The sequence below is a fragment of the Plesiomonas sp. ZOR0011 genome, assembly GCF_000800945.1.
GTDB lineage: Bacteria > Pseudomonadota > Gammaproteobacteria > Enterobacterales > CAMTGL01 > Plesiomonas > Plesiomonas shigelloides.
Map to the genome: position 1 here is coordinate 35911 of NZ_JRKB01000034.1, position 13291 is coordinate 49201.

A 13291-nucleotide genomic window follows, 5' to 3' on the forward strand; every position below is an offset into this window, starting at 1 on the left:
TGTTGCGTCTCCCTGACCAAATAAGGCTCATCATGAATTTCGCTCATGATGCACATGAATAACTTCCGTTTGTTGGTTTTACCATAACCGTGAATTATAGATGTGTAAACATCTGGACGGCTAAATGGAGTTAAGCATGAGTATTCATAGTCATACCCTCGGATTTCCGCGTATTGGATTGCATCGCGAACTGAAAAAAGCATTAGAGCAGTATTGGGCCGGTGAGATTGATCAGGCTGCATTATTGGCATGTGGCCAACAATTACGAGCGCGTCACTGGGCATTGCAAAAAGAGGCGGGCGTCGATTTACTGCCGGTGGGTGATTTTGCTTGGTATGACCATGTATTGGGTACCAGTTTGATGGTGGGCAATGTGCCACAGCGACATTTGCGCCCTGATGGTCGCATCGATTTGGATACGCTGTTTCGCGTCGCACGTGGCCGTGCGCCGTCAGGCCACCAAGCGGCAGCGGGTGAGATGACTAAGTGGTTTAATACTAACTATCACTACATCGTGCCGGAATTCTATCAAGGGCAGAAATTCTACCCAGCATGGACGCAGCTGCTGGATGAAACCGATGAAGCGTTGCAGGCAGGACACTCGGTAAAACCGGTATTACTGGGGCCGCTGACGTATTTGTGGCTGGGGAAAACCAAAGGCGAGCCGTTTGATCGCTTGAGTTTGTTGCCTTCATTGCTGGCGGTTTATCAGCAGGTCTTAGCGCAATTAGCAGCTAAAGGCGTTGAATGGGTGCAAATCGATGAACCTGCATTGGTGCTGGATTTACCGGTGCAGTGGTTAGCTGCCTATCAGCAGGCTTATCGTCAGCTGGCCGGTAAAACGCCAAAACTGCTACTTACGACCTATTTTGGCAGCATTGCGCATCAGTTGGATGCGTTGGCCGATCTGCCGGTCGCCGGTTGGCATTTAGATGCGGTGGCGGGAAGTGCCGATTTAGCGCAAGTGATCGCCGCATTACCCGCTGATCGTGTGATTTCTCTGGGTGTGATTAACGGGCGCAACGTGTGGCGTGCCGATTTGGCGCAGTGCTGGCAACGTTTGCAACCCTTGCTGCCACAGTTAACGGGACGTTTGTGGCTTGGCACATCCAGCTCACTGCTGCATTCACCGGTCGATTTACTGGCCGAAACGGCGCTGGATGCCGAAGTGTATAGCTGGTTGGCATTCGCACGGCAAAAGTGCCAAGAGTTGGGATTACTGACTCAAGCCTTAAACCAACCGGCGGACGTTCAGCTGCAGACGTTATTGCTGGAGTACAGCGCGCCGGTGCAGGCGCGACGCACGTCGGCGCGGGTGAATAATGCGCAGGTTCAAGCGCGGGTCGCGGCCTTACAACCCCATGACGCTGAGCGAAACTCCGCCTATCCGGTTCGCGCACAAGCTCAAAAGCAGCGTTTCCCTCTGCCGCTATGGCCAACCACGACGATCGGTTCATTCCCACAAACCGGTGAGATCCGAACACTGCGGCGTGACTACAAAAAAGGCAGTTTGTCTGCGCAAGCCTACCGTGAAGGCTTACAAGCCGAAATTGCTCGTGCGATTGCAGAGCAAGAAGCGCTCGGGTTGGATGTGCTGGTGCATGGCGAGGCTGAGCGTAATGACATGGTGGAGTATTTTGGCGAGTTGCTGGAAGGTTTTGCTTTTACCCGCAATGGCTGGGTGCAAAGTTACGGCTCGCGCTGCGTGAAACCGCCGATTGTGGTAGGCGACATTTCCCGTCCGGCACCGATGACGGTCGCGTGGAGTGAATATGCGCAGTCGCTGACCGACAAACCGGTAAAGGGCATGCTGACAGGCCCAGTGACGATTTTGTGCTGGTCATTCCCGCGCGAAGATGTGGATCGCAAAACGATCGCGCTGCAATTGGCCTTAGCATTACGCGATGAGGTGACTGATTTGGAAAAAGCCGGTATCGGTATTATCCAGATAGATGAACCGGCGCTGCGTGAAGGATTGCCACTGCGTGAATCGGCACACGCTGAATATCTGCAATGGGCCGTTGATGCGTTTCGTATCACCGCAGCCGGTGTGGCCGACGATACACAAATTCATACCCACATGTGTTATTGCGAATTTAACGATGTGATGGCATCGATCGCCGCGCTCGATGCGGATGTGATCACTATCGAAACCTCGCGCTCTGATATGGATTTGCTGGATGCATTTGAGCACTTTGCTTATCCGAATGAGATTGGCCCGGGGGTGTATGACATCCATTCGCCAAATATCCCACCCGTGGCGTGGATTCAGGATTTGCTGCGCAAAGCGGCCGAGAAAATCCCGCCAGCGCGGCTGTGGGTTAACCCTGATTGCGGCTTGAAAACGCGGGGCTGGGAAGAGACGCGCTTGGCGCTGGCCAACATGGTGCAAGCGGCACGTGAGTTGCGTGCAGAGTACCCGTCATAATCGCTGTTGTTATCAAAGTTATAAAAAGGGATTCTTGCTGATAACTGACCCCGTGATGTCAATCGAGACATCACGGGGTCGCTGTTTTATGCGCTTGCGCTAGGCTGAATTGGCTAACGTGTCAGTGATAACCCAAGGGGATTGGTTGTTCTGCTCGAGCTACTGATGATTGTGATACTCAGTGCCGCCACCACAATGAACCGGCCACCATCAGTACGCAGATAATGGTTTCCGCATGACTGCCGGTGCGAAAGTTAAGCAGTGGCAAACGAAATCGCTGTTTGACCGGCCAGAATAGCGGGACGCCTGCGGGGGTGAGGGCGTCGCCCAGCAAATGACTCAGATAACCGACAATAAACGCATCGACCATGCCAACCGGCACGGGAACGCTGGCGGGCAGTTTATACAGCAGACACCATAACGCCAATGCAACGGCTAACAGACTGTGCGTAAAACCGCGATGGCCGAAAACCTTCGCAATAGGCACAGAAATCCAGCGTAGATGTTGGCCTAAAAAAGATCGTGGATGATCAATGTCCGGCAGCAAGGAGCCCAGCAAGGTCGCCGGAATGGCATGCCACCAATCGAGGTGCACCAGTTCGGGGGTGATCCCAGCTTTTTTGGCCAGAACGATACAAGCAACAGAAAACAGCAGATGCCCTTGAGCCGTCATGATGATAACAACAGTATGCAGGAAAATGACTGGATATATTATCAGTGGTTTTGCAGATGTATAGGTGCCGGATGTGCTATGGGTGAAAAATATGTGCGACAGATGAAAAAATAACCGGTTGCAGCGCAACCGGTTATGACTAGTGGTTAAATGACGCCGATGTTTTAGGCTAGCGTTTGAGCACGCTCACCATGTAACGGCCGTCGTCGTGTGGGTGACAACCGTGGATATCGGTTTCAAAGCCCGGATAGTGGCGTCCGATTTCCACCAGCATTTTCAAGAATTCCAATACCGGTTTACTTTCCTCGGTCACCATTTCTCCCGGCATAATTAACGGTACGCCCGGTGGATAAGGCAGGATCATGTTGGCGTTGATTTTGCCCACCATATCCTCTAATGGCACTTCCACCGTGTTGCCTTGCAGCACTTCTTGGAACGCTTGATAAGGCGGGATCACCATCTGCGGCAGCACTTCAAACGCATGGAACATAATCTTCGGCAGATCATGTTTAATGGTCAGTTTGTGAATGCCCTGCGCCAGCTCTTGGATCCGCATATCTTTGTAGAAGTGCGGTGAATCGGCATGCAGGGAAGGCAGCATGGTTTTCACTTTCAGGTTCAGATCGTAACCGCGTTTAAAGTCGGTCAGGCCGCGCAGCAGCTGCATCGCTTTAGGCTTATCAATACCGATACTGAACAAGAACAGAATGTTATACGGGCCGGTTTTTTCAACGATAATGCCTTGTTCATCAAGGAACTTGGACACCAGAGCGGCCGGAATGCCGGTTTCTTCCAGATTACCGTCTTTATCTAACCCAGGGGTCAGGATAGTGACTTTAATCGGGTCGAGGTACATGTGGTCGGCATCGATATCTTTGAAGCCGTGCCACTTATCATTTGGACTGAGGTTCCAGCACTCGGCATCTTGAATTTCATCCGGCTGCCACACATCAAAGAACCAGGTGTCGGATTCCGCCCGCAGCTTTTTGATCTCTTTACGAAAGCGCACTGCACGCTGTACCGAGGCGTCAATTAAGGCGCGTCCGGTATTGCCTTTCATCATCGCAGCGGCGGTTTCGGTGGAGGCCACGATCCCGTAATGCGGCGAGGTTGAGGTGTGCATCATAAAGGCTTCGTTGAAGATCTCTTTATCCACTTCACCTTTAATGTGGATCATCGAGGCCTGTGAGAACGCCGCCAACAATTTGTGGGTGGATTGGGTTTCATACACCACTTTACCCGGAATACCACCGCCGCTCATGCCGTACTTGCCTTGATAGATCGGGTGGAAGTTGGTGTAAGGCACCCAAGCACTGTCAAAGTGGATGAACTTGGTATCGAGCGTATCTTTGATAAAGCCGGTGTTATACAGCAGACCGTCATAGGTACTGTTGGTCACAACCGCATAGATAGGCCACTGCGCATTCGGCGTGGTTTTGATCTTGGCTTCAATGGTTTCGCGCTTGAATTCGCTTTGCGGGATCCCACCGAGAATACCGTAGGCGTTACGGGTCGGGCGGAAATAAATCGGCGTGACGTTGCTCATCATCATGAGGTGGGTCAGCGATTTATGGCAGTTACGGTCAATCAGCACGGTGCTGCCTGATGGGGCAGAGAACATGCCGACAATTTTGTTGGCGGTAGAGGTACCGTTGGTGACGATGTAGCTGGCATCGGCGTTAAAGACCCGCGCGATGTACTCTTCCGCTTCTTTGTGCGGACCAGAGTGATCCAAGAGTGAACCCAATTCGGCGACGGAGATCGAGATATCTGCTTTCAGGGTATTGGCACCGTAGAAGTCGTAGAAAATGCTGCCGACGGGGCTTTTCAGGTAGGCGGTGCCGCCCATGTGGCCGGGTGTACAGAAGGTGTACTTACCGTCATGTACATATTTAAACAGCGCCTTGGTTAATGGCGGCAGAATACGGTCGACATATTCGTCGCGTTTTTGCCCGATTTTCAATGCGATATCATCTGCGATATCCAGATGATATTCAAAGAAACTTAAATTCAACCGCAAGTGGCCAAGTTTAATATCCAGTACGGAATTATTATTGGCAAAGGCATGCAGTGGTAAATTCTCGTTTATGGCACTGATATCTTTGCACAGATCCAAACCATATTTATCCCAGTCGAAAATAACACCACAAATACGCGGGTTATTTTCGATAACTTTTAATAAGTCAGCCGCATCGGAAGGATAAATAACATGGAATCCGCGTTTTTGGAGTTCAATGTCGAGCTCTTGTAATGGCGCTTCTTTAAAGTAGGCATCCACATTACTTAAAATGGCAACGATGTTCATCTAAATCCCTCGCATGTTTATGGCGGCCTGAATCAGGCCGCCGGTATAAACGTAATTTCCGGATTTACATTTACGCTTGTGGCTGTTTAGCGGCTTCGCGTTTTGCCACTTTGCGGACATAAAACATTAAGATAATCAGGGAAACGATAAAGGTGCCGGCCAGAGGGCCTTGTTCACCACCGGCCAGCGCGATGAAACAGAAGGCACTACCTAATACACCGGCAGCCAAACTGAGCATGTTCTTCACGTTTGCGCCTTCCATCCGGATCAGGTTGATACAGGAGTAGAAGTACGGCAGCATGGTCAGCAGTACCGCGATGCTGGTGATTTGAGTAAACAGGTTGGCTGCGCTGCCGCCTTGGGCGCCTAAGAAGGCCACCAGAATCATCAGTACAGTCATTTTGATTGAGGCCAGAATCAGCCCTTTACGTGGAATGCCTGATTCAGACATTTCACCGTACACGGCTGGGAAGTTACCGTCTTTCGCAGCACGCGCACCGGCTTGACCTACCAGCATCATCCACGAACCCAGTGAGGTTAAGCAGGCCAGAGCGGTAAACAGAGATACCACGCCGTTAGCCCAGTTACCGACCATCAAAGAGGCTGCCATCCCGAACGGCGCACCGGATTTAGCCAACTCTTCAGCAGGGAACATACCGCTAATTGCTTGCGTTGCCGCGATGTACACGATACCGGCTAAAGCCGTACCCAGCATGGTTGCCAGTGGCACAGTACGCTTCGGATTATCCACCAATCCGGTACTCACAGAGGCCGATTCCACCCCAATAAAGGCCCACAGACACAGAATAACGGCCTGAGTAATTGCGGTTGAATCAGGTTTCGCCGAGACGTTCCAGCTGGCGGCATAGGTGTGTGGATCGAACCAGAACCAGCCAAACAGCGCGGTACCCACGACCGGGATCAGCACCAGTACAACGCCCATGGTTGTCAGTCGGCTGACGAAGCCACCGCCTAACAGGTTGACGAAAGTAAAGAACCAAACAATCGCGATCGAGGCGATAGCGGCAGGGATGTGCTCGTTCAGAATAGGGAAGAAGGTGGACAGGTAGGATACCGCCGTGATGGCGATTGCCAAGTTACCGATCCAGTTCGCATGGTAGTAAAGAACCCCGGTTTGGAAACCGAAAATCGGGGCGACTTCACCGGCATACGCCACCGGACCACCGGCTTGCGGGTTGGTGGTGGCCATCCGTGCATAAACATAAGCCAGGGCCAGTGCACCCACCAGTGAAATCATCCAGCTGAAAATGGTAATCGAACCGTATGCAGCCAGACTGGAGGGCAATAATGCGATACCACTGCCCATCATATTACCGGCGACAAGGCCGGTACAGGCAATTAAGCCTATTCTTTTGGTGCTATCAGATGACATATATGCGCTCCGGTTTCATTTTTCGTTAATACATGAATCGTCCTGCGTTTGTGATCGCCGAAATAAATACATTACGTCATATATACGGAGCGCGAATGACTCCGTAAGTAGGCTTTGTTTTAAAATCCGGTATGTTAACCAGACTCTTGTCAGAAAAATTAGCGTGCTTTTATTTGGCGCTATCAAAAGCGTGTACGATGAACCTGTTTTTTGCAAAGCGGAATGCAAATAAATAATTATGATTGTCAGGTTTTAAAGTGACACCAAGTGTTGCGTTATTTAATTAAATGGTATTCCGGTAAAATGTCTAGCCTTGTTTTTATTATCATTTATCCAATATGTGACTTTATTTACTTAAATGTCTTATATATTGCTGGTGGTGTGTATTGTCACGTGAGGCTTACTGATTTTGTTTTGCCTGCGAGTGTTGCGCATGGCGATTGAGTGGGGTGTAAAGTGGTATCGCGATGTTAGGGGATTGCCCAGCAAGAGCGGTGACAACTCGTGCCAAATCGAGTCAGGCCGCGGGTTCGATGATGGCGTGCTGAGAAGCGCTACGCTGTGCAAGGGCGATTTAACCTTCAATAGACCCATCTAAAGCAGGGGCATTGGCGGTAATCGATAGCTAATGAGTCAGAAAATATACAAAAGACTGTATATCTGGGTAAATTTACAGTGTTTCCCTTTAAACGTGATGGCAGGTGGTTATAATCGTCAGCCAACTTTGTCCATACGTGATTTTCTGCTGTAACCCTCATGACCACACACACATCTGCGCCGGTGCGATTCCCGAAAGAATGGTTCGCGCTAACAATTGTTTACAGTTTTACCGGTGCCGCGATCTTGGCTTCGATAATTTTTTCCCTGCTGCTGTTTTTATCCATCGACAATAATCCGTTGATGAAATGGCTGTTCGGGGCGCTGGCTGTTATTTTCGAGCTGGGTAAGTTTTATGTCTGGTATGAGTTTGGCGAACGGCGCGCGCGTCGGGATGTCAGCGGCGCGCTTTCGGCGCTGGTGTTCTATTCCATCCTCGCGGCAATTTCTATTGGCGGCAGTATCGGCGGTATTAACAGTGCGACCAATACGGCACTGAACATTCAGGCGCAGCACCAACGCGAAACTGCACGTTATGATGAGCAGATTGCCGCGATTGAGCGACAGATCAAACTCAACGAAACTGCGGCGATGAAGTATATCGAGCTGGATCGCATTTCTAGCGGCGTGAAGCGGATGCAAGAGGCGAATACTGCCTTACGTTTGCAGCAAGATAAACTGCGATTGGAGCGTGATGCGCGCCCGGTGAGTGAGCAATCGTCAATGCTGGGGCTGATGAGCAGTCTGGCGGATGGGCTGCATTGGTCTGTGGCGCAAGTGCAGTTCGCACTGGTGTGTTTTTTGTCGCTGCTGCTGGATGTGTTCGCGGCCTTTTTTGTTGGCTTGATTGGTGAGGAAAATCGCTTCCGTCGCCGCTGGCTGGCAGAACAACAAGAAAAAACGCGGCAAGCTGAGCGAGATGCCGCAAACACCGCCGAATTACCTCAGCCGGAGCCTGAATTACCGCTGGAGCCTGTGTTAACGCCGTTTGAGCGGGTGCGCGATGCGCTGCTCAATGGTCATCTACGCTGCAGTAAAAAGCAGGTCGCGCAAGAGCTGCAATTGCCGCCCGAGCATGTGGACAGCATTTTCCACCAGCTGATGGAACAGGGGATTTTAGGCCAGCGGCCAAATCGGCACTATTATGTCAACGATATGTCACTGACATGATGTAAACGCCGCTTAGCGCAATCGTAATGAAGGTATGATGCGCTGAATACACGTCTGCCGTATGGCAGCGCAGAACTTAGAGCCGGACGCAGCCATGCTGTTTCCGGCTTTTTGGCTCTCGGCGTCTAGAGCCGCATAGGCCGAGCAAGAATGGCCGCGATGACAACACGATTATTCACGGACTTTAAAGCCGAGAATGCGTATAATAGACCACAATTTTTCTTGAAATCAGAGACACGATGAAAGCATTGTTTGCAACAACAGCCCGGGGATTGGAAGAACTGCTGAAAACGGAGCTGGAGAGCCTCGGAGCACAAGAGTGTAAGCTGACACAAGGCGGCGTACATTTCAAAGGGGACATGGCAACCATGTACCGCAGCATGATGTGGAGCCGTCTGGCATCCCGTATTTTGCTGCCTCTGGCGACCTTCAAGGTGTTCAGCGAGCTGGATCTTTACCTCGGGGCAGGCAGTGTGAGCTGGCAGGATATGTTCGATGTGAACGATACCTTCGCCGTTGATTTTACCGGTACCAACAATGAAATCCGTAATAGCCAATTTGGTGCGGTACGGGTTAAAGATGCGATTGTTGACCACTTCAGCCGTAAAACTGGCCAGCGCCCGAATGTTGAGCGTCAGGATGCGGATATCCGTATCAACGTGTACTTAAACCGTGATGAAGCGGTGATGTCACTGGATTTGTGTGGCGACAGTCTGCACCAGCGCGGCTACCGTGACCGTACCGGCGCTGCGCCATTGAAAGAAAACTTGGCGGCGGCTCTGGTGCTGCGCTCTGGCTGGCAGGTTGGTACACCGCTGGTGGATCCAATGTGCGGCTCGGGGACATTGCTGATTGAAGCGGCGATGATGGCAGCGGATGTCGCGCCGGCATTGTGGCGTGAGCAGTGGGGCTTTTTAGCGTGGAAAGGCCACGATCGCGATATTTGGAAATCGATTCGTGATGAAGCGCAGGCGCGTGCACATGCAGGGATCAGCCGTACCGAGCCGCTGTTCTTCGGTATCGATAACGATCAGCGCGTGATTGACCGCGCGAAAACCAACATCCGTAATGCCGGCCTGAATCGTCTGATTAGCGTTGGACGTGCCGATGCGGTTGCGTTGGAAAATCCACTGACCGCAGAGCAAAAAGCCGCGGGTGTGCGTGGTACGGTATTGTCTAACCCGCCGTACGGTGAGCGTTTGGGCTCGGTGCCGGCGCTGATTGCCCTGCATACCGTGTTTGGTCGTCGTTTGAAGCAGCAATTCCCAGGCTGGCGTTTATCCTTGTTCAGTGGCGCGCCTGAGTTGCTGAGCTGTCTGCAGATGCGTGCTGAGCGTCAGTTCAAGGCTAAAAACGGCCCGTTAGACTGTGTGCAGAAGAACTACCAAATCGCTGAACAAACACAAGATAGCGCGCCGACTTCGTTCAAAGGGGCGGAAGATTTCGCTAACCGTCTGCGCAAGAACATCAAAAAGCTCGACAAGTGGGCGGAGAAAGAAGGTCTGGAAGCCTACCGTCTGTATGACGCCGACTTGCCCGATTACAACGTGGCGATTGACCGCTACCTTGATCATATCGTGATCAACGAATACGCCGCGCCAAAAGACATCGATGAGCAAAAAGCCCGTCATCGCCTGTTTGACCTGGTGGTGGCAGTACTGGATGTCACCGGTGTGGAAGCGGACAAAATTATCCTGAAAGTCCGTGAGCGTAAAAAAGGCAGCAGCCAGTACGAGAAAATGGCGGAAAAAGGCGAGTACTTCGTGGTGCACGAATACAACGCCAGCCTGTGGGTCAACCTGACCGATTATCTGGATACCGGTCTGTTCCTTGACCACCGTCTGACTCGTCGCATGTTGGGCGAAATGGCGCAGGGCAAGCGTTTCCTGAACCTGTTCTCCTACACCGGCAGTGCCACTGTGCATGCGGCATTAGGCGGCGCGCGCAGTACCACCACCGTGGATCTGTCCAACACCTATCTGAACTGGGCTGAGCAGAACCTGATTCTGAACGATATTCGCGGTAATCACCGCCTGATTCAGGCCGATTGCTTGCGCTGGTTGGAAAATGCGGATGAGCAGTTTGATCTGATCTTTATCGATCCGCCAACTTTCTCGAACTCCAAGCGCATGGAAGATTCGTTTGATGTGCAGCGCGATCACCTGAAACTGATGGAGCATCTCAAGCGTCTGTTGGCAGCGGGTGGAACCTTGGTGTTCTCCAACAACAAACGCGGTTTCAAGATGGATATGGAAGGCATGGCGGAGCTGGGCTTGGAAGCGGAAAACATTACCGCACGCTCTCAGTCACCGGATTTCTCCCGTAACAAGCATATCCACAACTGCTGGCTGATCCGCCACAAAGCGTAACACAGCAACACTGACGATGCCGGACTCGTAGGATTCCGGCATCGTGCCAATTCAAGGATGTATTCATGCCATATCGGCTTTACCACACGGAGTTTTGCCATCTTTGTGAGATGGCGTGGGCACTGATTGTTCAGGCTGGCCTTGCGCCGGACTGTGAACAGATTGATATCGCGGGAGACGAGGCGCTGGAAGCTGACTATGGCATCCGCATCCCGGTATTACGCGATCCGGCTGGCCGGGAATTGGGCTGGCCGTTTGATTTACAACGATTACAGGAGTGGTTAGCCCATGGCGCTGATTAACCTCACCGGCGCATACCTTTCTTACAGCGATGCGCCGCTGCTGGATCATACCGAACTGCATATTGAGCCGAACGAGCGGGTTTGTTTAGTTGGCCGTAACGGAGCCGGTAAGTCGACCCTGATGAAAGTGCTGGCTGGCGAGCAGAAGCTCGATGATGGCCGCTTGCAGGTGCAGCAAGATGTTGTGGTTGCGCGTTTGGAGCAAGATCCACCGCGTGATGCGCAAGGTAGCGTGTTTGACTATGTCGCCGAAGGCGTAGAAAAAGTTGCTCAGCAACTCAAAGATTACCACGACATTTCGCTGAAGATTGCTACTGATCCGTCAGAGCAGAATCTGGCGAAAATGGCTCGTTTGCAAGAAGCGCTGGATCACTGCGATGGCTGGCGTTTTGAAAGCCGTATTCATCAGGTGATGGAGCAGCTCAATCTGAAAGAGGATATGGCGCTGTCAGAGCTCTCTGGCGGTTGGCTGCGTAAAGCGGCGCTGGCGCGTGCGCTGGTTTCTGACCCTGATGTCCTGCTGCTGGATGAACCGACCAACCACTTGGATGTGGATACCATTCGCTGGTTAGAAGCCTTCCTCAAAGAGTATAAGGGCAGCATTGTCTTTATCTCCCACGACCGTGCGTTCATTCGTAACATGGCAACGCGCATTGTCGATCTGGATCGTGGCATTTTGGTGTCATGGCCGGGCGATTACGACAAATATCTGGAAGGCAAAGAAGAAGCCTTGCGGGTGGAAGAGCAGCAAAACGCCGAGTTCGATAAACGTCTGGCGCAGGAAGAGGTGTGGATCCGTCAGGGGATCAAAGCGCGTCGTACCCGTAACGAAGGTCGGGTGCGGGCACTGAAAGCCTTACGTCGCGAGCGTGCGGAGCGTCGTGAAGTGATGGGCACTTCGCGCATCCAAGTGGACGACGTTTCTCGCTCCGGCAAAATTGTCTTCGAGCTGGAAAATGCGGGCTACGAAGTGGATGGCAAAGTTCTGCTGAAGAACTTCACCACTACCATCATGCGTGGCGATAAGATTGCACTGGTAGGGCCTAACGGTTGCGGGAAAACCACGCTGATCAAATTGCTGCTGGGTGAGCTGCAGCCAACGACTGGCACCGTGCGTTGCGGGACTAAGCTCGATGTGGCGTACTTTGACCAGTACCGCGCCGAGTTAGACCCCGAAAAAACCGTGATGGACAACGTGGCAGAGGGCAAGCAAGAAGTGATGGTGGCGGGCAAACCGCGTCATATTCTGGGCTATCTGCAAGATTTTCTGTTCCATCCACGCCGTGCGATGACACCAGTCAAAGCGTTGTCCGGTGGTGAGCGTAACCGCTTGTTGTTGGCGAAGTTGCTGCTCAAACCGAACAATCTGCTGATCCTCGATGAACCAACCAACGATCTGGACATTGAAACGCTGGAGCTGTTGGAAGAGTTGTTGGCTGAATACCAAGGCACATTGCTGCTGGTGAGCCACGATCGTCAGTTTGTCGATAACACAGTGACAACGTGCTGGATGTTTGAAGGGGATGGTCAGGTTTCCGAGTATGTCGGTGGCTACCATGACTCGCGTCAGCAGCAAGAGGCAGTGTTTGCCACTCGTGCGGCGCAGCAGCCGAAAGCGGCAGCCAAGCCAGCAGAAGAAGCCAAACCTGTGGCCGAAAAGCCGCGTCGTACAAGCTCGACAGTGCGTTTGAGCTATAAGCAACAACGTGAGCTTGATGAGTTGCCAGCGTTACTGGAGCAGTACGAAACTCGCATCGCAGAATTGCAGGCTGAGGTGGAAAATCCAGAATTTTTCCAAAAACCGCATCAGGAAACATCCCGCGTGCTGAATGAATTGGCTGAAGTAGAGCAAAAGCTCGAAACGGCTTTTGAGCGTTGGGAAGAGCTGGAAAATATTAAAAACAACAGCTAGTACAGAATAACTGACTGAATCTGTAACGGTTCTTTCGCTAATCTGTCATCAGGCCATCATACTCAGCAATCATGCTGAACGGTATGATGGCCTTTTTCTTTTTCGCTTCCCCGTGTCAGGCCTCACAAAAGCCGAATTGGCC

8 protein-coding genes are annotated in these 13291 nt (G+C 51.9%); 5 read left to right on the plus strand and 3 right to left on the minus strand.

What is annotated here, in order from left to right:
* Positions 1–136 precede the first annotated feature (136 nt).
* The gene (gene metE / locus L975_RS05990) at positions 137–2428 is read left to right on the plus strand and encodes a 5-methyltetrahydropteroyltriglutamate--homocysteine S-methyltransferase (RefSeq protein ID WP_047707701.1); all 2292 of its coding nucleotides are present in this window, start codon (positions 137–139) and stop codon (positions 2426–2428) included.
* A gap of 178 nt (positions 2429–2606) precedes the next feature.
* On the opposite strand, the gene L975_RS05995 is transcribed toward metE, so the two are convergent.
* The 3 genes from L975_RS05995 to cadB all read right to left on the minus strand — a co-directional run bounded on the left by L975_RS05995 (position 2607) and on the right by cadB (position 6799).
* On the minus strand, positions 2607–3101 hold the full coding sequence (locus L975_RS05995; RefSeq protein ID WP_010861847.1) for a metal-dependent hydrolase: 495 nt from the start codon (positions 3099–3101) through the stop codon (positions 2607–2609).
* 169 nt (positions 3102–3270) lie between these two features.
* The gene (cadA, locus tag L975_RS06000; RefSeq protein ID WP_010861846.1) at positions 3271–5406 is read right to left on the minus strand and encodes a lysine decarboxylase; all 2136 of its coding nucleotides are present in this window, start codon (positions 5404–5406) and stop codon (positions 3271–3273) included.
* Between the two features lie 70 nt (positions 5407–5476).
* Complete coding sequence (gene cadB / locus L975_RS06005; protein WP_010861845.1) at positions 5477–6799, minus strand: cadaverine/lysine antiporter; 1323 nt, start codon at positions 6797–6799, stop codon at positions 5477–5479.
* An 843-nt stretch (positions 6800–7642) separates the two neighbouring features.
* Between cadB and L975_RS06010 the strand changes: the two genes are divergently transcribed.
* The 4 genes from L975_RS06010 to L975_RS06025 all read left to right on the plus strand — a co-directional run bounded on the left by L975_RS06010 (position 7643) and on the right by L975_RS06025 (position 13149).
* Positions 7643–8566, plus strand: coding sequence for a hypothetical protein (locus tag L975_RS06010; RefSeq protein ID WP_218185568.1), 924 nt, complete (start codon positions 7643–7645; stop codon positions 8564–8566).
* A gap of 239 nt (positions 8567–8805) precedes the next feature.
* Complete coding sequence (gene rlmKL / locus L975_RS06015) at positions 8806–10935, plus strand: bifunctional 23S rRNA (guanine(2069)-N(7))-methyltransferase RlmK/23S rRNA (guanine(2445)-N(2))-methyltransferase RlmL (protein WP_047707704.1); 2130 nt, start codon at positions 8806–8808, stop codon at positions 10933–10935.
* Between the two features lie 65 nt (positions 10936–11000).
* A complete protein-coding gene (locus L975_RS06020) occupies positions 11001–11237 on the plus strand; it encodes a glutaredoxin family protein (protein WP_036768499.1) in 237 nt (78 codons plus the stop codon).
* Positions 11224–13149 (plus strand): ABC transporter ATP-binding protein, encoded by a 1926-nt coding sequence (locus tag L975_RS06025; RefSeq protein WP_047707706.1) that lies wholly within the window; start codon positions 11224–11226, stop codon positions 13147–13149. Before L975_RS06020 ends, L975_RS06025 begins: the two co-directional genes overlap by 14 nt.
* The last annotated feature ends 142 nt before the right edge of the window (positions 13150–13291 follow it).

Excerpts from the sequence above, each read along its gene's own strand:
- L975_RS06020 (WP_036768499.1), top strand. The coding sequence starts at position 11,001 with ATGCCATATCGGCTTTACCACACGGAGTTTTGCCATCTTTGTGAGATG.
- L975_RS05995 (WP_010861847.1), bottom strand. The coding sequence starts at position 3,101 with ATGACGGCTCAAGGGCATCTGCTGTTTTCTGTTGCTTGTATCGTTCTG.
- rlmKL (WP_047707704.1), top strand. The coding sequence starts at position 8,806 with ATGAAAGCATTGTTTGCAACAACAGCCCGGGGATTGGAAGAACTGCTG.
- L975_RS06025 (WP_047707706.1), top strand. The coding sequence starts at position 11,224 with ATGGCGCTGATTAACCTCACCGGCGCATACCTTTCTTACAGCGATGCG.
- cadB (WP_010861845.1), bottom strand. The coding sequence starts at position 6,799 with ATGTCATCTGATAGCACCAAAAGAATAGGCTTAATTGCCTGTACCGGC.
- cadA (WP_010861846.1), bottom strand. The coding sequence starts at position 5,406 with ATGAACATCGTTGCCATTTTAAGTAATGTGGATGCCTACTTTAAAGAA.
- metE (WP_047707701.1), top strand. The coding sequence starts at position 137 with ATGAGTATTCATAGTCATACCCTCGGATTTCCGCGTATTGGATTGCAT.